General features: G+C 70.9%; 17 protein-coding genes. 10 read left to right on the top strand and 7 right to left on the bottom strand.

Going from position 1 to position 20,963, the window contains the following annotated elements:
• Window positions 1-20: 20 nt before the first annotated feature.
• Window positions 21-572 (bottom strand): CGNR zinc finger domain-containing protein, encoded by a 552-nt coding sequence (locus J4573_RS18515; protein WP_208256933.1) that lies wholly within the window; start codon window positions 570-572, stop codon window positions 21-23.
• An 85-nt stretch (window positions 573-657) separates the two neighbouring features.
• Between J4573_RS18515 and J4573_RS18510 the strand changes: the two genes are divergently transcribed.
• From J4573_RS18510 to J4573_RS18475, 8 genes are all read left to right on the top strand, one after another.
• Entirely contained in the window at window positions 658-1,533 is an 876-nt protein-coding gene (locus J4573_RS18510) for an alpha/beta fold hydrolase (RefSeq protein WP_208256932.1), read from the top strand.
• 42 nt (window positions 1,534-1,575) lie between these two features.
• Window positions 1,576-4,743 carry a S41 family peptidase gene (locus J4573_RS18505; RefSeq protein WP_208256931.1) on the top strand — a complete coding sequence of 1,056 codons (3,168 nt, stop codon included), beginning with the start codon at window positions 1,576-1,578 and terminating at the stop codon, window positions 4,741-4,743.
• A gap of 122 nt (window positions 4,744-4,865) precedes the next feature.
• Window positions 4,866-5,105 (top strand): F0F1 ATP synthase subunit B family protein, encoded by a 240-nt coding sequence (locus J4573_RS18500; protein WP_208256930.1) that lies wholly within the window; start codon window positions 4,866-4,868, stop codon window positions 5,103-5,105.
• A gap of 180 nt (window positions 5,106-5,285) precedes the next feature.
• Window positions 5,286-7,487 carry an endolytic transglycosylase MltG gene (gene mltG, locus J4573_RS18495; protein WP_208256929.1) on the top strand — a complete coding sequence of 734 codons (2,202 nt, stop codon included), beginning with the start codon at window positions 5,286-5,288 and terminating at the stop codon, window positions 7,485-7,487.
• A gap of 84 nt (window positions 7,488-7,571) precedes the next feature.
• A complete protein-coding gene (locus J4573_RS18490) occupies window positions 7,572-8,096 on the top strand; it encodes a DUF5666 domain-containing protein (RefSeq protein ID WP_208256928.1) in 525 nt (174 codons plus the stop codon).
• A 101-nt stretch (window positions 8,097-8,197) separates the two neighbouring features.
• On the top strand, window positions 8,198-8,908 hold the full coding sequence (locus tag J4573_RS18485) for a response regulator transcription factor (RefSeq protein WP_208256927.1): 711 nt from the start codon (window positions 8,198-8,200) through the stop codon (window positions 8,906-8,908).
• Window positions 8,909-8,990: 82 nt separating this feature from the next.
• Window positions 8,991-10,376, top strand: coding sequence for a sensor histidine kinase (locus J4573_RS18480; protein WP_208256926.1), 1,386 nt, complete (start codon window positions 8,991-8,993; stop codon window positions 10,374-10,376).
• Between the two features lie 231 nt (window positions 10,377-10,607).
• Window positions 10,608-11,903 (top strand): xylan 1,4-beta-xylosidase, encoded by a 1,296-nt coding sequence (locus J4573_RS18475; RefSeq protein WP_208256924.1) that lies wholly within the window; start codon window positions 10,608-10,610, stop codon window positions 11,901-11,903.
• Between the two features lie 50 nt (window positions 11,904-11,953).
• Here the strand turns inward: J4573_RS18475 and J4573_RS18470 are convergent, their stop codons facing one another.
• From J4573_RS18470 to J4573_RS18450, 5 genes are all read right to left on the bottom strand, one after another.
• Window positions 11,954-12,262 (bottom strand): hypothetical protein, encoded by a 309-nt coding sequence (locus J4573_RS18470; protein ID WP_208256922.1) that lies wholly within the window; start codon window positions 12,260-12,262, stop codon window positions 11,954-11,956.
• A gap of 64 nt (window positions 12,263-12,326) precedes the next feature.
• Window positions 12,327-13,544 (bottom strand): PucR family transcriptional regulator, encoded by a 1,218-nt coding sequence (locus J4573_RS18465; protein WP_307796689.1) that lies wholly within the window; start codon window positions 13,542-13,544, stop codon window positions 12,327-12,329.
• Window positions 13,545-13,733: 189 nt separating this feature from the next.
• Window positions 13,734-15,311, bottom strand: coding sequence for a pentapeptide repeat-containing protein (locus J4573_RS18460; protein ID WP_208256920.1), 1,578 nt, complete (start codon window positions 15,309-15,311; stop codon window positions 13,734-13,736).
• 57 nt (window positions 15,312-15,368) lie between these two features.
• Window positions 15,369-15,659 (bottom strand): DUF3618 domain-containing protein, encoded by a 291-nt coding sequence (locus J4573_RS18455; protein WP_208256918.1) that lies wholly within the window; start codon window positions 15,657-15,659, stop codon window positions 15,369-15,371.
• A complete protein-coding gene (locus tag J4573_RS18450; RefSeq protein ID WP_208256916.1) occupies window positions 15,656-16,141 on the bottom strand; it encodes a phage holin family protein in 486 nt (161 codons plus the stop codon). Before J4573_RS18450 ends, J4573_RS18455 begins: the two co-directional genes overlap by 4 nt.
• A 241-nt stretch (window positions 16,142-16,382) precedes the next feature.
• Between J4573_RS18450 and J4573_RS18445 the strand changes: the two genes are divergently transcribed.
• Together J4573_RS18445 and J4573_RS18440 are read left to right on the top strand one after the other, a co-directional pair.
• Window positions 16,383-18,470 (top strand): RNA degradosome polyphosphate kinase, encoded by a 2,088-nt coding sequence (locus J4573_RS18445; RefSeq protein ID WP_208256914.1) that lies wholly within the window; start codon window positions 16,383-16,385, stop codon window positions 18,468-18,470.
• On the top strand, window positions 18,463-19,380 hold the full coding sequence (locus J4573_RS18440; RefSeq protein ID WP_208256912.1) for an NUDIX hydrolase: 918 nt from the start codon (window positions 18,463-18,465) through the stop codon (window positions 19,378-19,380). The genes J4573_RS18445 and J4573_RS18440 overlap by 8 nt, the downstream gene beginning before the upstream one ends.
• A gap of 15 nt (window positions 19,381-19,395) precedes the next feature.
• Here J4573_RS18440 and J4573_RS18435 read toward each other — a convergent pair whose 3' ends face one another.
• Window positions 19,396-20,850 carry a CYTH and CHAD domain-containing protein gene (locus tag J4573_RS18435; RefSeq protein WP_243773266.1) on the bottom strand — a complete coding sequence of 485 codons (1,455 nt, stop codon included), beginning with the start codon at window positions 20,848-20,850 and terminating at the stop codon, window positions 19,396-19,398.
• Between the last annotated feature and the right edge of the window lie 113 nt (window positions 20,851-20,963).

Here is a 20,963-nt window from a genome sequence, read left to right as displayed (position 1 = left end):
TCCCTGAGACGGCGTGATCGTCAAGAGTCCTTGTGGCGTTCGTAGTAGCGGGCGACGCGGGCGCGGTTGCCGCAGCGGGCGGCCGAGCACCAGCGGCGGCGGGGGTGCGCGGGCAGGAAGAGCATCACGCAGTCGTCGGCCTCGCAGGCGCGGACCTGGCCGAGCCTCGGGTCGGTGAGCAGGTCGGCGGCGGCCTCCGCGAGGTGCGCGGCCAGGCGGCTGCCGTACGGGCCTGACCTGCGCGGCGCGGCGGCGACCTTCGCGCCGTCCCAGGTCAGCTCGCGTACGGCGGGTGCGGCGGCCTGTGCTTCGGCGAGCGCGCGGAGCGCGGCGGCGGGTGGCGCTTCACCGTTGCGGGCGTGGCCGAGGGCGGTCGCGGTGTGCTGCCGTACGGCTTGCACGGCCTCTAGATCGGCGTCGGTGAGCGAGCCGGGGACGGGCTCGGGGAGGCGTTCGGCCTGGAGCTGGAGCCAGGAACGCAGGGCCGCTGGGGTGTCGAGATGGTCGCCCTCGGCGTGGCGGGTGTTGACCAGGTCGAGGGCCAGGGGCTCGCCGATCAGCGGTTCGCTCATGGAACTAATTCTAACTCACTGGGTTGACGCATTAGGATGCGAACGCTAGAACTAATGCATCAAAGCCGTTGAAAGGCATGTGAAGATGACGTTCCCCCTGGTCGCACGCACCGTTCATCGCTTCGTCGAGGTCGACGGGGTGCGGGTCTTCTATCGCGAGTCGGTGCCGGTGGTGGACGAGGCCCCGGTCCTGCTGCTCCTGCACGGCTTCCCGTCCGCGTCGCACCAGTTCCGGCGGCTGATCGACGTGCTGGGCGCCCGCTACCGGCTGATCGCCCCCGACTACCCCGGCTTCGGGCACACCGAGGCGCCCGAGGGCTTCACCTACTCGTTCGACCGGCTCGCCGACATCACCGAGGGATTCGTGCGCGAACTCGGCGTGGAACGGTTCGTCGCCTACCTCTTCGACTTCGGCGCGCCGGTGGGCTTCCGGCTGGCGCTGCGGCACCCCGAGTGGATCGCGGGCCTGGTCGTGCAGAACGGAAACGCCTACGAGGAAGGCCTTTCGCAGGGTGCGCGGGACTTCGTGGCCCTGCGTCAAGAGCACCCGGGCGCCGAGGACACCATCCGCGGCCTGCTCACCCTGCAGGGCACGCGCGGCCAGTACGAGGGCGGAACGAGCGACCCGGAGACCATCGCGCCGGACGGATGGACGCTCGACCAGCACTTCCTCGACCTCCCTGGACGCAAGGAGGCCCAGGTGGACCTGGCGTTCGACTACCACTCCAACGTTGGGCAGTACGGCAAGTGGCAGGCCTGGCTGCGCGAGTACGCGCCGCCGACGCTGATCACCTGGGGGAGTAACGACCTGTTCTTCCCCGAGCCAGGTGCCCGCGCCTACCTGCGCGACCTTCCGGACGCTGAGCTGCACGTGTTTCCCACCGGCCACTTCGCCCTGGAGGAGAACCTCGCCGAGATCGCACCGCTGATCGCCGATTTCCTCGACCGTTCTTGGGTCTGACCAGGGGCGATTACTGGCCGCGACCGGGGAAGAACTCCTCATGTGCCTGAGTACATGCGGTATCCGGCGATCTTGGACGAGCTCGTGGTCTTCGTCTCCGACGACGATCTCTGGCTCGTCCCGGTCGAGGGCGGGCGCGCCTGGCGGCTGACCGCCACCCCGGCCGAGGTCGGGCATCCGCGGATCTCCCCGGACGCGTCCCAGGTGGCGTTCGTCGGCAGCGAAGAGGGCCCGGACGAGGTCTACGTGATGCCGCTGTCGGGCGGCGCCGCGCGGCGTCTCACCTACCAGGGCGCCGGATGCCGCGTCGTCGGCTGGGACCCGGACGGCATGGTCGTCTACGCGGGCGACGCCGGGCAGCCGTTCGCCACCATGCGCTGGCTGCACCGGGTCGGCGCGGAGGGGCACGCGCCGCCCGAACGGCTGCCGTACGGCCCGGCCAACTCCGTCTCGTACGGCCCGGACGGCGGCGTCGTGCTAGGCCGCAACACCGCCGACCCGGCCCGATGGAAGCGCTACCGCGGCGGCACGACCGGCTACCTGTGGATCGACCGCAGCGGGGAGGGCAGCTTCGAGCGGCTGCCGCGCCTGGACGGCAACATCGCGGCGCCCTGCTGGATCGGCGACCGGATCTTCTTCCTCTCCGACCACGAGGGCGTCGGCAACGTCTACTCGTGCACGGTCGGCGGCGAGGACCTGCGACGGCACACCGACCACGAGGACTTCTACGCGCGCAACCTGGCGAGCGACGGGCGGCGGCTGGTCTACCACGCGGGCGGCGACATCTTCCTGCTCGACCCGGCGGACGGCGCCTCGGACGACGCCTCGGCCGGATCCCGCCGGATCGACATCCGGCTGGGATCGTCGCGGGCGCAGCGGCACAGGCGGTTCGCCGACGCCGCCGAATACCTCGACAGCGTGACGCCGAGCCCCGACGGCACCGGGCTCGCGATCACCACGCGGGGCAAGGCCTTCACGTTCGGGAACTGGGCCGGTCCCGTGCGGCGGCACGGCGCCCCGACCGGCGTCCGCTACCGGCTGCTCACCTGGCTGAACGACCGGTGCCGCCTGATCGCCGCGGCGAGCGACGACGGCGCGCGCGAACGGCTCGTGCTGCTCACCGCCGACGGCGAACGGGCGCCGGCCGAGTTCGAGGCCGACACGGGCCGCGTCACCTCACTCGCCGTCGCGCCCGGCACCAGCGACCAGGTGGCGCTGACCAACCACCGCAACGAGCTGCTCCTGGTGCACGCCGCCGACCCCGCCGCGCCCGCGATCCGGCTGGACGCCAGCCCGTTCGGCGCCATCGAGGACCCGGCCTGGTCACCGGACGGCCGCTGGCTCGCCTACACCTGTCCCGACACCGCGCAGACGACCGCCATCAAGGTGTGCCGGGTCGCGACGCGCGAGTCGCGGATCCTGCTGGAGCCGGTGCTGCGCGACCGGCGGCCGTCCTTCGACCCGAACGGCGAGCTGCTCTATTTCATCGGCGCCCGGGTCTTCAATCCGATCTCCGACTCGCTGCAGTTCGAGATGGGCTTCCCGCTCGGCACGCTCCCGTACGCGGTCGCACTCCGGGCCGATGTGCCCTCGCCGTTCCTCGCCCCGCCCGAGGGCAAGGACGTCGATCGGGGCGAGACGACCACGGTGGAGATCGAGTTCAACGGGATCGACCGGCGGGTGGTCGCGTTCCCCGTTCCGGAGGCGCGGTACGCGCGGGTCGCCGGGGTGCGCGGGACCGCCCGGGTGCTGCTGTCGTACCAGCCGATCGAGGGCGTGCGCGGCGAGACCCTGCTGAGCAGCGCGCTGCTCGCGTACGACTTCAAGGACCAGAAGCACAAGCAGCTGGCCAGCAACATCAACGACTTCTGGCTGGCGCGGGACGAGACGACGCTGGTCTACCGCGCGGACCGCAGGATCCGGGTCGCGGCGGCCGGCAAGGACCTGCCGGACGGCGACCGGCCGGGTCGGGCGAGCGGCTGGATCGACCTGTCCCGGGTGAAGGTGTCGATCAGCCCGGAGAGCGAGTGGCGGCAGATGTTCCGGGAGGCCTGGCGGCTGCAGCTGGAGCACTTCTGGAGCGAGGACATGTCCGGGCTGGACTGGCACGGGGTGTATGAGCGCTATCTGCCGCTGGTCGACCGGGTCAGCACCCGCAGCGAGTTCTCCGACCTGCTGTGGGAGATGCAGGGTGAGCTGGGCACCTCGCACGCGTACGAGCGCGGCGGCGCGTACCGGCCGCAGACCATCTACCCGCAGGCGCACCTCGGCGTGGACTGGTCGATCGACCTGGAGACCGGTCGCTACGTGATCGAGAGCATCGTGCACGGGGACCCGTGGGACGCGCTCGCGACCTCACCGCTGAACGTTCCCGGCATCGACGTGCTGCCCGGCGACGCGGTGCTCGCGGTGAACGGCCAGCCGGTCGGGCTCGGGCTCTCCGATCCGCAGGAGCACCTGGTCAACCAGGTCGGGCAGGAGGTCGAGCTCACGTTGCAGCGAGGCGACCGCGCGCCGACGCGCGTCACCGTCCGGGCCGTACGCAACGAACGGCCGGGGCGCTACCGCGACTGGGTGAGCGGCAACCGGCGGCTGGTGTGCGAACGGACCGGCGGGCGGGTCGGCTACCTGCACATCCCCGACATGAAGGCCACCGGGTTCGCCGAGTTCCACCGCGGCTACCTTACGCAGTACGACTGCGACGCGCTCATCGTGGACGCGCGGTTCAACGGCGGCGGGCACGTGTCGAGCCTGCTGCTGGAGAAGCTCGCACGGCCCAGGCTCGGCTTCGACCATCCGCGCTGGGGCGTGCCGACGCCCTACCTGCCGCAGTCGCCCGCCGGGCCGCTGGTCGGGCTCATCAATGAGTTCACGGGCTCGGACGGCGACGTCTTCGCCCACTCGTTCAAGCGGCTGAAGCTCGGCCCGCTCATCGGCCGGCGCACGTGGGGCGGGGTGGTCGGGATCCTGCCGCGGCACCGGCTCGCCGACCTGACGCTGACCACGCAGCCGGAGTTCTCCTTCGCGTTCGACGACGTCGGCTGGCGGCTGGAGAACTACGGGACCGACCCCGACATCGAGGTCGACATCGCGCCGCAGGACTACGCCGCGGGGCATGACACGCAGCTGGAGAAGGCCATCGAAACGGCCCTCGAGCTGCTCGAACAGCACCCGCCACATCGGCCAAACAGACCCCAAACAACCGCATAGCAAGATCTTCGGTTCATAGGCCTGGAAACAAGGTGACGCCGGGTAGGACACCTTTTGGCACATCCGTGCTGGTGCACCACATGGCGTACCGATGTACCGATGTATGAGGGGGAACATCGATCATGGGCATCTTCGACCAGGCCAAGGACAAGGCGGGCGACGCCGCCAACCAGGCCAAGGAGAAGGCGTCGGACACCGTCGACCAGGCGCGCGAGCGGCTGAGCGGCGGCTCCGACCAGGCGCGCGAGAGCGGCGAGGAAATGGCCGACCAGGCGCGCGAGTCGGGCGAGAACATGGGTGACCAGGCCCGTGAGCAGGGCGACCAGGCCCGCGAGCAGGGCCAGGACTGGCAGCAGCACTGAGTCGAGCCGGTCGCGTATCGAAGCGGGGCACGCGGGAGCGTCCGCGTGCCCCGTCGCGTGTCCGGTGCCGGGCGTTCACGGTTCTTGACCCTTACTTGAAATGATCTTCCTGCGCGGAGCGCGCCGATCCGGGTACCTCTTCCCTCGTTGAGATCTTTCGGCTTGGAGAAACCGCTGTTCATGACGGACTCGGACTGGTGGCTCGCGCGGCGCGTCGACGTCGGCGAGCCCGCACTGCTCGCGTCCGGGATGCGGGTTCTCGCCGAGGCGCTGATGTCCGCCGAGGCCGACGAACTGTGCGGCGCCTCGTTCGGCCGCCGCAGCCCCGACCGCAAGGACCACCGCAACGGCCATCGCACCGTGACATGGGACTCGGGTCTGCATCGCATCAAGCTGCGCGCGCCCAAGCTGCGCAAGAGCGCCTACGAGCCCGCCTGGCTGGAGTCGGGCCTGAAGGGCGGGCGGCTGATCGCGGCCGCGTCGGCGGCGGCGCTGGTGAACGCTCCCGATGCCGACGACATCCGTGATCTCGTCGATTCGCTGGGTGCCGGCGTCGCGTCCGGCGAGCACCTGGCGGTCGTAGCGTCGGCGCTGCGCACCTACGCCGAGGAGTTCCACCGGCGTGAGACCGGGCCGGAGCCGGCCTTTCCCACGCTCGTCGTCGCTAGGTCGGTGTCGCGCGACAACGACCGCGTCCTGATCACGGCGGGCGTCGGCGAGGAGGGGGAACGGCGCGTGCTCGGCATCACCGCGGTCGAGGACCAGCGTTCCTTCTTCGAAGACCTCAAGGCGCGCGGCCTGACGGGCGTCGAGACGATCTCCGCGCCGCCCGGCGAGGTGCTGAACGACGCGCAGCAGGCCTGGCCCGAGGCGATGGTCCGGCTCGTTCCGGACGCGCCGGATCCGCTGCTGAAGAGCGTGCCGATCGGAGCCGCCGACCGACCGGCCCCCGCGCCCGCTCCGGAGCCCGTGCCTGCGACGCCGCAGCCGGTCGCGGCGGTCACCAAACCGCGGATTTCCGTTCCGAGAGTGCGTGTGCGGATCCCGCGACCGCTCGTGCTGATCGGCATCGGGGCCGCGCTGTCGGTGCTGCTGGTCATGCTGCGCCTGCCGGACGGCATGGCCACGCTGTACGCGGGGTCGCTGCTGGTCGCGCTGCTCGCCTTCGGCGTCGCCGCCCGCTGGACGATGAAGCCGCGTTCAGCGAACGTCGCGGCCACCGCTGCCCCCGGCGAATCACCAACGCCCCCCGAGACCGTGCCCCAGGCAGGCCCGGCGGCGCCCGCGGAGGTCACCGCGAGCCTGGCGGACCTGGGTGTGACCTGGGCGGAGGAGACGCCGGTGTCCGAGGGATGGGTGTCGCGGCTCACCGCGAGGGTGCCGCGCAAGCTGCTGATCGGCGGCGTCGCGGGCGTGTGGGTGCTGCTGCTGGCGGGCGGCGCGAAGATCCTGCTGACGCCGAACGACTACTCCGGCTCGGGCGGCTCGGCCACCGTCGTCAAGATCACGGCCGGGTCGTCGCTCACCGAGATCGGCGAGACGCTGCGCCGCGGCGGCGTGGTGGCCAGCGTCGACGCGTTCGTGGACGCCGCCGACGGGCCCAAGGGCAAGGTGCTGCACCCCGGCTCGTACCGGCTCCGCAAGCAACTGCCCGCCGCCGACGCCATGGGCCTGCTGCTCGACCCCAAGAACAAGATCCAGTCCAGGGTCACGGTTCCCGAGGGGCTGCGGCTGGACGAGACGCTGGCCCTGCTGGCCCGCAAGACCAAGATCCCGCTCGCCGACTTCCGCGCCGTCGCCGCGCATCCCGAGCAGTTGCGGCTGCCGCCGTACGCCGCCGGGACGCTGGAGGGGTTCCTCTTCCCCGCCACCTACGACATCGAGCCGGGTGCCACCGCGCATTCGCTGCTGGACGCGATGGTGATCAAGTTCCGCCAGGTCGCCGCCGGGATCGGGCTGCCCAAGTCGCCCAGGGCGCGCGACACCGTGGTGCTCGCGAGCCTGGCGCAGGCCGAGGGCGGCCGGGACTCCGACTACCCGAAGATCGCCCGCGTGATCGACAACCGGCTGACCGAGCACAAGCGCCTGGAGCTGGACACGACCGTCCTGTACGCGCAGGGCCGCCGCACGCTGCACGTCACCGAGAACGACACCAAGGTCGCCTCGCCGTACAACACCTACCGGGTCGCGGGGCTGCCGGCCGGGCCGATTGCCAACCCCGGCCTGCCCGCCCTGCGGGCCGCCATGAAGCCCGCGCACGGCGACTGGCTGTGGTTCGTCGCGACCGACCCGAAGCACCGGATCACGCGGTTCACCGACAGCGAGGACGAGTTCCTGAGCTTCCGCGACGAGCTCAACCGGAACCTGCGCGGCGATGACTGAACCGCTCGCCGGCTCAGGGCCTTCCCAGTGTTCTCCCAGTGTGAGCCGGGTGGATTGCCAGCGGCGCGGAGTTTGCTGTACGCCATGAAACTCAACGCGAAGACGGGAGTGGCCGCGGTCGGCGTCGCCGGTCTGGCGGGCCTCGGCCTGTACATAGCGGTTCCCGCGGCGGCCAATCCGTCGCCCAGCCCGTCCAGCTCCTCGACGGCCTCGCCGCACGGCAAGGGCGACAAGGGAAACAAGGGCGGGCACGGCTGGCGGCACGGCCTGCGCGGCTCGGCCCGCGGCCTGCACGGCGAGATGACCGTGCAGCGCAACGGCAAGTTTCTGCAGGTAGCGTGGCAGCGCGGCCAGGTCACCGGGCGTTCGGGCAACGTCCTGACCGTGCGCAGCGAGGACGGCGCCACCTGGCAGTGGACCACCACGGGTGACACCAAGGTGCGCAAGAACCGTGCCAAGTCGGCGACGACGGACCTGGCGAACGGGGACAAGGTGATGGTGTGGGGCGAGCAGAGTGGGGCCACCCGCACGGCCAAGCTGGTCAGGGTCCCCGACCCGAACCGGCAGAAGCAGCGGCCGAAGGCGACGCCCACCCCGAGTCACAGCTGAGCGAGGCGGAGCTGATCGAATCCGGCTCGGGGTGGCAGACCTCTACGGGCGGTTACAGTAACGTCGAGTCCGCAGAGGATTACGGACCCGGCGAGGAGCCGATGAGCCAGGATGTGCGGCGGGTACTCGTCGTCGACGACGAGGCCAATATTCGCGACCTCATCGAGGTGGCGCTGCGCTTCCACGGCTTCGAACCGGTCCTCGCGGCCACCGGTGCCGAGGCGCTGCGCGAGGCCAGGGAGCGCCGCCCCGAGCTGATCCTGCTCGACGTGATGCTGCCCGACCTGGACGGCTTCGAGGTCTGCCGGCGGCTCCGCGCCTCCGGCGACGAGGTCCCGGTGATCTTCCTGACCGCGCGGGACACCCCGTCCGACACCGTCACCGGCCTCACGCTGGGCGGCGACGACTACGTGACCAAGCCGTTCTCCATCGACGCCCTGGTGGCCCGCGTCCGCGCCGTGCTGCGCCGGATCGAGCCGCGCTCGTCGGCCCCGGCGGGCGCGGCGGCCGGGTCCGACGGGGTGCTGCGGGTCGCCGACCTGGAGCTGGACGAGGAACGCTGGACGGTACGGCGCGCGGGCGTCGAGGTGGAGCTGTCGCCCACCGAGTTCCGGCTGCTGGCCTACCTCATGCGCAACGCGGGCCGGGTGCTCACGCGCGCCCAGCTGCTGGAGAGCGTGTGGGGCTGGGAGCACCACGGCAACGGCCAGGTGGTGGAGACCTACATCAGTTACCTGCGGCGCAAGCTCGATCCGCTCGGGCCGCCGCTCATCCACACCCGGCGCGGCGTGGGCTACGCGCTCCGAGCATGAGCGCGCTCCGGGCATGAGTTCGCCTCACCAGGCAGCTCCGCAGGACCCCTCGCAGCAACCCCCGTTCCCGCGGGGGCCCAGGATGACGCTGAACGCCCGGCTCATGACCGGGCTGCTGGCGGTGACGCTCGCCGGGCTGGTGATCACCGGCCTGGTGAGCGCGTTCTTCCTGCACAACTACCTCATGGACCGGGTGGACGCCCAGCTGGTCGCCGGCCGGGATCGCGCCGTCATCAGGCTGACCCAGCAGCCCGGCACCCCGGCGGAGGGGATCGCCCCCGTGGCGTTCATCGTCCTCCAGGTGACCCCCGACGGTCAGGTGCGGGTACGCAGCGACGACCAGCCCGACCCGAGGCGGGCGGTCGCCGCCGTCAAGGCGCTCGGGCTCGCCGGCCTCCAGGAGCGCGCGGCCAACTCCAAGCCGTTCACCCTGGCGGGGCAGCGTGCGGTGGCGCGGTACGGGCGCACCCGCAACGGCGGCGTGGTCGTGGTCGCCACCCCGCTGAACGAGATCAACTCCGAGGTCCGCAACCTGGTCATCGCCGAGCTCGCCACCGCGGCGGCGCTGATCGCCCTGCTGGCGCTGCTCGGCCGCAAACTGATCCAGAGCGGGCTGCGGCCGCTCAGCCACATGGCGGCGACCGCCCAGTCGATCGCGACCGGCGGCGACCTGCGGGCGCGCATGCCCGAACCTGGGCGGCGCGGTGAGGTGCCGCGGCTGGCCGCCGCGATCAACGTGATGCTGGACCGGATCGAGCAGGCGTTCTGGGCGCGCAGCCGGTCCGAGGCGCGGGTACGGGAGTTCGCCGCGGACGCCTCGCACGAGCTGCGCACCCCGCTCACCACCATCCAGGGCTACGCCGAGCTCTACCGGCACGGCGCACTCGGCCCCGACGAGCTGCCGGACGCGATGCGCCGCATCGAGGACGAGGCGCAGCGGATGAGCCGGATCGTCGGCGACCTGCTGGAGCTGGCCCGGCTGGACCGCGGCTCCGCGCTGGAGCCCGCCTCGGCCGACCTGGCCGCGCTCGCCCGCGACGCGGTGGCCGACGCCATGGCCGTCGAGCCCGACCGCCCGTGGGAGCTGGAAGCCCCCGAGACGCTGGTCGCGGTCGTGGACGAGGCGCGGATCCGGCAGGTGCTGGCCAACCTGCTCGCCAACGTCCGCGTCCACACCCCGGCGGGCACGGCGGCCCGCGTACGGGTCGCACGCGCCCCGCAGGGCGTGGTGATCGAGGTGACCGACCGCGGGCCGGGCATGGGCCCGCAGGACGCCGCTCAGGCCTTCGAACGCTTCCATCGCGGTGACAACCGCGAGAGCGGGGCGGGCCTCGGACTTCCGATCGTCGCGGCGATCGCCGCCGCGCACGGCGGACGGGCCGACCTTCTCTCCGAGCCGGGCGCCGGAACGACCGTACGGGTGACGATTCCCGATTCCGCTTCGGAGGGTGAGCCCTTCACGGCTTGATGGCTCGTTCCAAAATCTGCCGGGAAAATCCCAGGGCTGCCCCATCGCCATGCCAGACCCGCTGTTCACTCTGCAAATGTCGCCCCGGCACTCTCCGTGGCGTCACAGGGGGTCTTCGTGGGTATCGAAGAAAAGCGTGCGCAGCCGTTCTCAGCGGGCGTCACGCCGAACGTCACGACAGGCGGTAGGCCAGGCGTCCCGACTGGCGGCGGGGGCCGTAAAAGGCTGCTGGTGGCCATTGCGGTCGCCATAGGCCTGGTCCTGATCGCCGTTCCGGCCGTCGTCACGTTCGCCGGCTCCGACTCCAGCTCGTCCCCGACGACGGGCACCAAGGGCGCCGGAGCCGCGGTCGGGGGCGGCGGAAGCGGCCCTGCCTGGGGCTTCACGCACACGCAGAACACCGTTCCCGACTCCTCGGGCGCCGCCGCGCAACGGGCGGCCGTCGCGGCCCAGCCGGTCGCGCAGAACCAGGCGATCATGGGCTGGGGCGCCGACAATCCCGAGCCCGCGCCCGGCCGCTATGACTTCGGCACGCTCGACAAGCGCGTCCAGCTGATCCGCCAGACCAAGGGCGTCCCGGTCATCACGCTGTGCTGCGCGCCCGACTGGATGAAGGGCGGGGGCACCGGGACCACCGACTGGGCCAAGATCGAGACCGCTCCCACGGCCGCCCACTACGACGACTTCGCGGCCCTCTCGGCGCAGGTCGCCCGCCGCTACCCGGACGTGCGCTACTTCATGGTCTGGAACGAGTTCAAGGGCTTCTTCGACCAGGGCCGCTGGGACTACACCGCCTACACGACCCTCTACAACAAGGTCTACACGGCGGTGAAGAAGGCCAACCCGCGCGCCCAGGTGGGCGGCCCGTACGTTCCGATGAGCAGTAACGCCGTCGGCCAAGGTCCCACCAGCCAGGTCAGCGGAACCTGGGGAAGTGTCGATCCCCGCGCCCTCTCCTCGGTGGAGTACTGGCTCAAGAACAAGGTCGGCGCGGACTTCCTGGTGGTGGACGGCAGCTCACTGCCGGACCAGACGGGCGTGAAGCTGAACGAGTTCTCCGCGCTCGCCAAGTTCGGCGCGGTCACGCAATGGCTGCGCACGCAGAGCAAGCTGCCCATCTGGTGGGCGGAGTGGTACGTCCAGCCGGAAGGCGTCACCTGGACCGATCAGCGCCTGGGAGCCGTGCAGGCCGCCGCCCTGATCCAGTTCATCCGTTCAGGGGCCTCGGCGGCGTTCTACTGGAGCCCGCAGAGCACGACCCAGGCGGACTGCGTCGGCTGCCTGTGGTCGGGGACGGCGGCCGGGAACAACGGCACGCCCACGCTCACGATGCTGCAGAACTTCACCCGCTGGTTCCCGCCCGGAACACCCCTCGTGCAGGCGACATCGTCCGACCCGGCCGTACTGACCCTCGCACAGAAGCAGCAGCTGCTCGCCGTCAACACCAGCGCCGAGCCCGCCCGTTCCACCATCAACGGCACCCCGCTGGACCTGGGCCCCTACGAGATCCGCTGGGTCAGCTGGTAGCCCCCCTGATTGAGGGTCAGGCGTGGGGTTGAGGGGCAGGGGACGGAGCGTCAGGCGGTGCGGAAGCCTTGGCGGGCGGCGCGCTGGGTGGCGCGGCGCGTGGTCTCCTTCTGGCGGGCGCGGTCGAGGCTGGCGCGGACCTTGGCGGCGCCGCGTGCAGCGGTCGTGCCGTCGCGGACGCGGCTCGCGTAGTCGGCCAGGACCTCGGCGACGGGCGGAGGCGACTGCTCGTCACGCAGAACGAGCGATATCGGCGCGGGGGCGGTGGCCGTGGAGGCCTTGCCGGGGGCGGCAGGAACGAGCGTGAGAGCCGCCTGGCAGTGCGGGCAACGCAACCCCGAATGGTTGTCTCTGCTCATACCGCGAATGATTACCCACAGGTCTGACATTTGAGACCTGCTGCCCCTTGAACGGATCATTGACTCACCGTTCGGAGGCCTCCGAGAGCTGATCGAAATTGACCCAGGTGTGCAGCATGAGCAACAACTCGATGCGGTGTTCGGGGTCGTACAGCACGTCTCCGAGCAGTTCCTCCAGGCGGCGGATCCGGTAGCGCACGGTCTGCTCGTGGACCAGCAGCCGGTCGGCCGCCGCTACCGCGTTGTCGCGCGACTCCATGTAGGTGAGGAGCGTGCGGGCGAGCGGCTCGCGGCGGTGCGGCGGCAGGTCCATCAGCGGCGCCAGCCGGCCGCGCAGCGCGACGTCGATCAGTTCCTCGCTCATCGCCGACACCAGCGTGGGCAGCTGGTCCAGGCAGCGGACCGGCTCCTTGGCCGGGAGCACGCCGCGTTCGACCAACGAGAGCGCACGGGCCGCCCAGCGCAGCGACAGCGCCCCGCGGGTCATCGGTACGGTCGGCCCGACCGCCGCCTTGCAGTTGCGCACGAGCGAGGCGATCAGCCCGTCCCGGCCGGGTCCCTCGGGGTCGGGGACGATCAGGTAGGGGACGGGACCGTGCCAGTCGGCCAGCACGGCGGGCGGCAGCACCGGGGCGCCGTGGTCCTCGGGCGGCCGCACGGCGACGACCGCCATCGTGCGCGGCGGCTCCCAGCGGGCCGAACGGGCCAGGTCGACGATCGCCTCGTGGCTGGCGGGCGGGTCCTCGACGAGCAGGTCGCGCAGCCGCCAGCGGAACCGTTCGCGCTCGGTGGCCAGGCGCTCCTGCGCGGACGCGAAGCCGCGCGCCGCGGCTCCCGCGATCTTCTCCAGGAAGACGAACAGCGACTCGGTGATCTGGCCGAGCGTCTGCAGCGACCATTCTTCTTTCTGGGCCGACTTGATGAACCGGCGGCAGGCGACCTGGCCGCTCACCCGGATCGCGGTCTGCAGCCCGTCCAGGCTGCGCCCCTTGCGCGCCTCGTAGCTGCCGATGCCCTCGAAGATCTCTGTGACCGTGCCCCACTCCATGTCCGTGCGCCCGAACGCCGCCACGAAGTGCGTCACGGTCTGCTCGACCGCCCACTGCATCCGCTGGCCGTACGGGCTGTCGGTGGGCCTGGCGTACTCGGGGACCAGCGCCTTGATCTCGCGGACCATCTCGGCCGCGACCTTCTCGAGGTGGGGACGGAGCGGGTCGGCCAGTTCCGCCGGTACGTCGGCGAGTGGCCGGTTCATGATGGCCGATACGGTCGGCTCGCCCACGCGGACCTCCCTGTGGCATCCGGCTCCGGCGGCCGGACGCGACGGTTCAGGATTCCTCCGGCGCCCTGTGACCCTGAAGAGAACTTCGGACAGTTTCCGGGGACCCGGTTGTCACCTTCGTCACAAAAGTACGCGACGGTACGCGTAGGTCCCTGGTGACCGCCGGTGATCCCTGACCGCGGCCGCTCGTTACCGCTCGTGGCCGTGGGACGGCGTGGGGTTCGGGCTGCCGGGATGGCGGTTGGCCGCGCGGTGCTGGCGGCCGTGCGGATGAACGGTCACCGGCCGGTGCATGCGGCCGGGCAGCGACACCCCGCCGTAGACGATCAAGCCGCCCACGATCACGGCCAGGACGGCCATCGAGGCGACCGTACGGCCCGCGCGCTGCCCGTAGCCGCAGGTCAACCAGGCGAGCTGGAGGAGCAGGCGACGCCACTGGTCTTCTTCGGTGCGGCGCCGGATCTCCAGCGCGCAGTAGCGGAAGTCCCTGCTCAGGCCGCCGTCGGTCGCGAACGCCAGCCGCTGGTAGAGCACCGCGAGCTCGCGGGCCCGCTCCCGGTCGTCGCTCCCGGGGGCCACATCCTCGGCGTCCTCGGCGTCCTCGGCGAGGATCGCCCGCCCGCCGCGCCCGCCGCGGCGCCAGCGGCTACCGGCCGAGGTGGAGAACGTACAGCAGCCGCTGAGCCTCAGCCGGTCGGCCTGGCGCAGCTCCAGGCCGAGGAAGCGGCAGCGGGTGAGGTCCACGTCCTCCAGCTCCAGCGACGCGGCGGTCGTGTGGTGGAGCGACACCAGCCGTACCGTGGTGGCCTCGCCGTCAGTGGTCTCGGGCTCGCGTACGCCCGGGATCGGCTGGGCGAGGGTGCGGATGGTCATCGGCCCCTCGACCTCGAGTCCCTCCAGATCGAGCTCGGCGCGGCGCAGCCGGAACTCGGCCGCACCCCGTACGGTCGCGCCGCGGGCGGTCACGTGGCGCGCCGCCGCGTGGACGCGCAGCCCGCCGTGCGCGACGACGTCGGTCAGGCAGAGCCGCCCGCCGACCGCCATCGGGCCCAGCCACAGGTCGTGCCGGAAGCGTGCGCGTTCGAACCGGGCATGGCGCGAGACCCGCACCCGCCGGAACGACACCGCGCCGCCGAAACAGGCGGCCTGCAGCTCGGCGTCGCGGCCGAAGTCGGCACGATCGAAAGCGGCGGCACCGAAGAACACCGCGCGGGCGAACGAGGCGTCCGCGCCCCAGCGGGCCTCGCTGAACAGCGCGTCACCCGCGAAGACGGTCTCGTCCAGGGACGCGTGCCGCTGGAAGCGCGCCCCGTGGAAGGAGGCGTTGCCCGCGAAGCGCACCCCGCGGAACGAGACGTGGCCGAGGAACCGCACGTCGAAGAACGAGACGCTGCCCATGAAGCACGTTCCGTCGAACGAGGAGTCGCCCTCGAAGCATGCCCCGCGCAGTGAGGATTTCGGCGGCAGGACGGCCCCGTCGAAGCGCGTACGGCCCAGGTGGGGGCGCCGGTCGGGGCCGGTGACCGCGTCCAGCAGGGCGGCGAGCAGGTCGGCCGGGACGGTGACGCCGCGCAGGTCCAGGTCGGCGCCCGGCCGCAGGGCCCGGGTGACCCGGCTCAGCTCCTCGGGGCGCAGGTGGGCGGCGCAGCCCTTGAAGGGCTCCATCGCCCGGCCCGTGCATCCGTACACGACCGAGCAGCGCGGCCACGACACTTCGATGAGGGTCGGCCTGTGATGCTGGCTGCTGAGGTGCTGGCGAGGGGTCACGCTCTGGTTGTACCCCGGTGTCGCCCCGGTCGTGAGTCCCTCCCGGTCGGACAACTGTTACTTTCTGGCTTGTTTCCGTCGCAGAATGTAACGGCCGGCCATCAGTCCCGCCGCGGCGGCCGCGAACCCGGCGACCACTCTCGGCCGCCGGCGCGCCTCCTGAGCCGCCTTGATCGCGACGTCGGGGGTCGCGTCCCGCGCCCGTTCACCGATCTCGGTGGTCTTCTCCTTGGCCCGGGCCTTGATGTCGGCGCGCGAGGACAGCTCGGCGACGGTCTCGCCCAGTTCCTCGCGCGCCTGCTCGATCCGTTCCTCCTGGGCCCGGATCTCCCTGTCCTCGCTGGTCACCGCACGCTCCCGCCCTTGGCCTTCGCTGTGGCCTCGTCCTTGACCCCGTCCTTGGCCTTGGTGCTGCCGCCCTTGGACTTCACTTCTTCCTTGATCTCCTGAACGTCGGCGCGCACGCTCTCGGCCGACTGCTCGGGCTTGGGCGGCGTGGCCAGGGCCATCTCCTTCTTGCCCCGCTGAGCCAGTACGGCCGCCACCACGAAGAGCACGGCGCTCACGATGATCGCGGCGGCCCAGGTGGGCAGGGCCAGGGCCAGCGCGGCGACGATCGCCGCCACCAGGGCGCCCCCGCCGTACAGCGCGGTCACTCCGGCCCCGCCGTACAGCTTGGCCCCCTTGGCGGCACGGCCGCCCTTCTGCTTCAGCTCCAGCTGGGCGAGGCGCATCTCCTCGCGCACCAGCCGTGCGCTCTGTTCGCTCAGTTGCTTGACGAGCTCCGACGTCGGCGCGCCGGCGAGATCGCCGGAGAGTCGCTCGGTCATCGGTCCTCCTCCGCCCCTGCGTCGTGTGGGACTTCTTGTGAAACATCTCCCATGCCCGCTGTTCGCGATGCCTAACGACGGGGGTGAGTGAGGTCCCGGATGATGGGGGAGAATGGGACTGTTCCGACGCGCGAGGCCGCCGAATGATCTTCGGCACTGCTGGGCATGATCGGTTCATCTGACAGAGATCGAAACATGCCCGTTCGACTGCTGTTCATCTTGGCCAGGGACTATTACCACCATGAGCGTCAATCCAGGACATATCCCCCTCAATGAGGAGCCGCTGCCCGACGACCGCTTCCTGGACCGCGAGGAGAGCTGGCTCCGTTTCAACCAGCGTGTCCTGGAACTCGCAGAGGACCCGAAGCTGCCGCTGCTGGAGCGCGTCAGGTTCCTGTCGATCTTCGCGAGCAACCTCGACGAGTTCTTCATGGTGCGGGTCGCCGGGCTGACCCGCCGCATGGCGACCGGCCTCGCCGTTCAGTCCGCCAGCGGCCGCCAGCCCCGCGAGGTTCTGGAACGCACCGCCACCGTCGCCCGCGAGCTCATGCTGAGGCACGCCGCCTCCTTCCGCGACGACGTCCTCCCGGCGCTCGACAAGGAGGGCATCGAGATCCTCCGCTGGGACCAGCTCGCCGACACCGAGCAGGCGGAGATGCGCCGCCTGTTCCGCGACCGGATCTACCCGGTGCTGACCCCGCTGGTCGTGGACTCCGCGCACCCGTTCCCCTACATCTCGGGGCTCTCGCTCAACCTCGCGGTGATAGTGCGCGACCCCGAGACCGACGCCACGATGTTCGCCCGCGTCAAGGTGCCGCCGGTGCTGCCGCGGTTCATCCCGGCCTCGCCCAACCGCTTCACCCCGCTCGAGGACGTCATCGCCGCCCACCTCGGCCAGCTGTTCGTCGGCATGGAGGTCGTGGAGCACCACGCGTTCCGGGTCACCCGCAACCAGGACCTGGAGATCGACGACGACATCAGCGAGGGCCTGCTGCAGGCGCTGGAACGCGAGCTGCTGCGCCGCCGCTTCGGCCCGGTCGTCCGGCTGGAGGTCGAGGGCTCGATCTCCGGCGAGGTGCTGGACCTGCTCACCACCGAGCTCAACATCGACGAGGGCCAGATCTACAAGGTCGACGGCCCCCTGGACCTGGCGGGCCTGTCGGCCATCGCCGACCTGGACCGCCCGGAGCTCAAGTACTCCCCTTTCGTTCCCTCCAAGGAGGCGCTCCCGGAGGACGCGAACATCTTCGCGGCCATCCGTGAGCGGGACGTCCTCGTCCACCACCCCTACGACTCGTTCACCACGACCGTCCAGCGCTTCATCGAGGACGCGGCGGTCGACCCGCGCGTGCTGGCGATCAAGCAGACCCTCTACCGGACGAGCGGCGACTCGCCGATCGTGACCGCGCTGATCAACGCGGCCGAGGAGGGCAAGCAGGTCGTCGTCGTGGTCGAGCTGAAGGCCAGGTTCGACGAGCGCGCCAACATCGCCTGGGCGCGCGAGCTGGAGAAGGCCGGCTGCCACGTCGTCTACGGCTTCGTGGGCCTGAAGACGCACTGCAAGCTCGCCCTGGTCGTACGGCAGGAACGCGACGGCACCCTGCGCCGCTACTGCCACATCGGCACCGGCAACTACCACCCGAAGACCGCGCGCCTGTACGAGGACTTCGGGCTTTTCACCGCCGACCCCGACGTCGGCGAGGACGTCAGCGTCCTGTTCAACCACCTGACCGGCTACTCCCGGCAGAACTCCTACAGCCGTCTTCTGGTCGCCCCGCACAGCCTGCGCTCCGGCCTCGTCCTGCGCATCGAGCGCGAGATCGAGAACCAGCGCGCCGGCCGCCCGGCCCGGATCCGCATCAAGTGCAACTCGCTGGTCGACGAGGTCGTCATCGACGCCCTCTACCAGGCCTCGCGCGCCGGTGTGCCCGTGGACATCTGGGTACGCGGCATCTGCGCGCTCCGCCCCGGCGTTCCCGGCCTCTCCGAGACGATCCGCGTCCGCAGCGTCCTCGGCCGTTTCCTGGAGCACTCGCGGGTCTTCGCGTTCGAGAACGCCGGCGAGCCCGAGGTGTGGATCGGCAGCGCCGACCTCATGCACCGCAACCTCGACCGCCGCGTGGAGGCCCTCGTCAGGGTCCGCGAGCGGGCCCACCGCGCCGACCTGATCCAGCTGATGGACAAGGCCATGGACGACGGCACCCAGGCCTGGTGGCTGGCCGGCGAGGACGGCCTGTGGACGCGCCGTTCCCACATGACCGACGAGCCGCTGCTGGACATCCAGACCCACCTGGTCAAGAGCCGCCGTTGGAGGACCGTCGATGGCTGACCCCTCGCGGGGCGACGCCGATGTGAGGGCCGCGGGCGCAGTCCTGTGGCGGGACGGCGACGAGCCGGGGACCGCGGGGCCGCAGGTCGCGCTGATCCACCGGCCCAAGTACGACGACTGGTCGTTCCCCAAGGGCAAGCTGAAGGTGGGCGAGCACGTGCTCCGCGCCGCCGTACGCGAGGTCGAGGAGGAGACCGGCGTCCTGCCCCGCCTCGGCCGCCGCCTCCCGACCAGCTCCTACCCCGCCCGCGAGGGCGGCACCAAGCGCGTCGACTACTGGGCGGCCCGCGGCGACTCCGTCCCGTTCGAGCCGAACGACGAGGTCGACCGCCTGGAGTGGCTGACCGTCCCGGCCGCCGCCCGGCGCCTCTCGTACTCCCACGACGTCGACCTGCTGCGCGAGTTCGAGGCGGGCCCCCTCCGCACCTGGCCGCTGATCATCCTGCGGCACGGCTCGGCGGGGGAGAAGCGCCAGTGGGAGGACCCGGACGAGCTCCGCCCCCTGGACGAGCGCGGCCGCAACGAGGCGACCCTCCTGGCCGGCCTCCTGAGCTCGTACGGCCCGACCCGCCTGATCGCCTCAGCCACCGCCCGCTGCATCGAGACGCTCCTCCCGTACGCCCGAGCCACCGGCGCCGACATCACCACCGACCGCTCCATCACCGTCGGCGACGCCGACCCCGAGCGCGCCACCGACCTCCTGCTGCGCCTGGTCGAAGAGGGCGAACCCGCCGTCGTCTGCACCCACGGCGAGATCGTCTCGGACCTGGTAGCCGGCCTCTGCCGCCGCCTGGGCGAAAAGGTCCCCGACGACCCCAGCCTCCGCAAGGGCGCCTTCTGGGTAGCCCACATAGCCGAGGACACCTCTACGATCGCCGCCCTGGAACGCCACTCATCCCACGCCCGCTAGAACGACCCACGCCCGCTAGAACGACGGCGGAGAGGTCTCCTCCCAGGTCGCCTCCAGCTTGCTGATGGACCGAAGCGCCTCACAGCGCTCCACCCCGTACAGCACGCCGATCGTGAACGCCTCAGACCGTTCCGTCACCCTCGTGGCGGCGTCCCGCAGGTGATCCATGGCGATCACCCCGTCCTGGTAATCCCCCAGGACCTCCTGCACCCGCTTGGCATTCTTGGCCACGTCCTTGGCGGCCTGGCCCAGCACAGGAACGGCCAGCTCAGCCGCGTACCGAGCCTTCTTGGCCGACTTGCGCATCTCATGACGCGCTTCTTCCACATGCTCGGCGTTCGCGACGGCCCGATGCGCTTTCACCAGCCGCTTCCACGACCGCTTCACGAGCTTGGGCAACTCCACGGTCGCCCCCTTCTCCGCCCGCTCAGTCAACGGAGGCTCCGCCACGAGCGCATCCAGGGCATCCAGCAAGGCGAAGTACCGCGGCTCCTTGAGAACCACGTTCAGCCGCCGGTAAGCGGCCTCCTCATGGCGCCCGATGCTCTTCAGCCAGTCCTGCTCCGCTGGCTCCCCAACTTCCTCCAGGCGAGCCGTGAAGTGCATCCGCAGGACCTCAAGGTCCCGTACGGCCCCGAGCTCCTCCGCGAGCCACTTCAGCTCCGCCCGCACCTCATCGGTGTGCTTGCGATCGACGATCGCCCGATAGCTCTGCAGCGCACTCCGGATCCTCCGCGTGGCCACCCGCATCCGATGGACGGCATCGAACTCCGCCAGCCGAGCCCGAGGGTCGTACCGCAAAAGCGCGGCCACCTGCTCAGCCAGATACCCGACGACAGCATCCCCGGCAGTGTCACCGCCCTTCCGCACCTCGTCAGGCTCCCGCCCCAGCAGCCGCCCGAGCTTGGAACCCGATGAGGCAGGCCGAGCCCCGGCCTTCTTAAGCCGCTTCTCGGCAGCCTTAAGAAAATCCAGGCCCCCCGCCTCCCCCAGCTCGACCTCGACCTCGCGCCAGGAGCTCTCGCCGTCCTGCCCCATGACCCGCCCGGTCACCAGGTCGTCCGCCAGCTCGGCCAGCGGCACCCCGCGATCATCGAGCAGCCGGATCTCGGTCCGCACCGTCTCCAGCACCGCAATAGGCCGCAGAGACGCACCCCTCACATACGCCGCCACCAGCCCGGCCAACTTCGCCGGTACGACCTGAGCCCGCCCCAAGGGAGCCCGCAGCTCATTCCTCGAGTCGGGCCCAGCAGGAATCTTCAGATGCCACCCGGCGTCTTCCCCGCCCCGTCTCCGTCGCAGCGTGATCCCGTACGAGGCCAGCCGTTGATCCTCCGTGTCGAAGTAGGTAGCCGACAACCGATGCACCTTGGGGGGCTCCGTCTCAGCCACTCCCGGCAGCCCGTCCATCTCAGGCACCGCGAAGTCGGCGTCGGCATCGTATTTGCGCTCGATCTCAAGGTGGTTCATGGCCACGATGCGGACTCCTCAGATCTCGGGGAGAGCACGCTTTGGTGGCCAGCATCGCACGGCCAGGTGAACAACAACAGACGCGACAAAGACGTCCTTACAGAACGAAGTCA

This window comes from Actinomadura barringtoniae (assembly GCF_017573505.1).
GTDB lineage: Bacteria > Actinomycetota > Actinomycetes > Streptosporangiales > Streptosporangiaceae > Spirillospora > Spirillospora barringtoniae.
The sequence above is the reverse complement of the archived record's forward strand: the minus strand, read 5'-3'. Positions and strand labels throughout refer to the sequence as shown.

Coding starts and splice junctions, on each gene's coding strand:
- J4573_RS18490 (WP_208256928.1), top strand. CDS start 7,572: ATGAAACTCAACGCGAAGACGGGAGTGGCCGCGGTCGGCGTCGCCGGT.
- J4573_RS18450 (WP_208256916.1), bottom strand. CDS start 16,141: ATGACCGAGCGACTCTCCGGCGATCTCGCCGGCGCGCCGACGTCGGAG.
- J4573_RS18435 (WP_243773266.1), bottom strand. CDS start 20,850: ATGAACCACCTTGAGATCGAGCGCAAATACGATGCCGACGCCGACTTC.
- J4573_RS18515 (WP_208256933.1), bottom strand. CDS start 572: ATGAGCGAACCGCTGATCGGCGAGCCCCTGGCCCTCGACCTGGTCAAC.
- J4573_RS18485 (WP_208256927.1), top strand. CDS start 8,198: ATGAGCCAGGATGTGCGGCGGGTACTCGTCGTCGACGACGAGGCCAAT.
- J4573_RS18445 (WP_208256914.1), top strand. CDS start 16,383: ATGAGCGTCAATCCAGGACATATCCCCCTCAATGAGGAGCCGCTGCCC.
- J4573_RS18470 (WP_208256922.1), bottom strand. CDS start 12,262: ATGAGCAGAGACAACCATTCGGGGTTGCGTTGCCCGCACTGCCAGGCG.
- J4573_RS18480 (WP_208256926.1), top strand. CDS start 8,991: ATGACGCTGAACGCCCGGCTCATGACCGGGCTGCTGGCGGTGACGCTC.
- mltG (WP_208256929.1), top strand. CDS start 5,286: ATGACGGACTCGGACTGGTGGCTCGCGCGGCGCGTCGACGTCGGCGAG.
- J4573_RS18440 (WP_208256912.1), top strand. CDS start 18,463: ATGGCTGACCCCTCGCGGGGCGACGCCGATGTGAGGGCCGCGGGCGCA.
- J4573_RS18510 (WP_208256932.1), top strand. CDS start 658: ATGACGTTCCCCCTGGTCGCACGCACCGTTCATCGCTTCGTCGAGGTC.
- J4573_RS18500 (WP_208256930.1), top strand. CDS start 4,866: ATGGGCATCTTCGACCAGGCCAAGGACAAGGCGGGCGACGCCGCCAAC.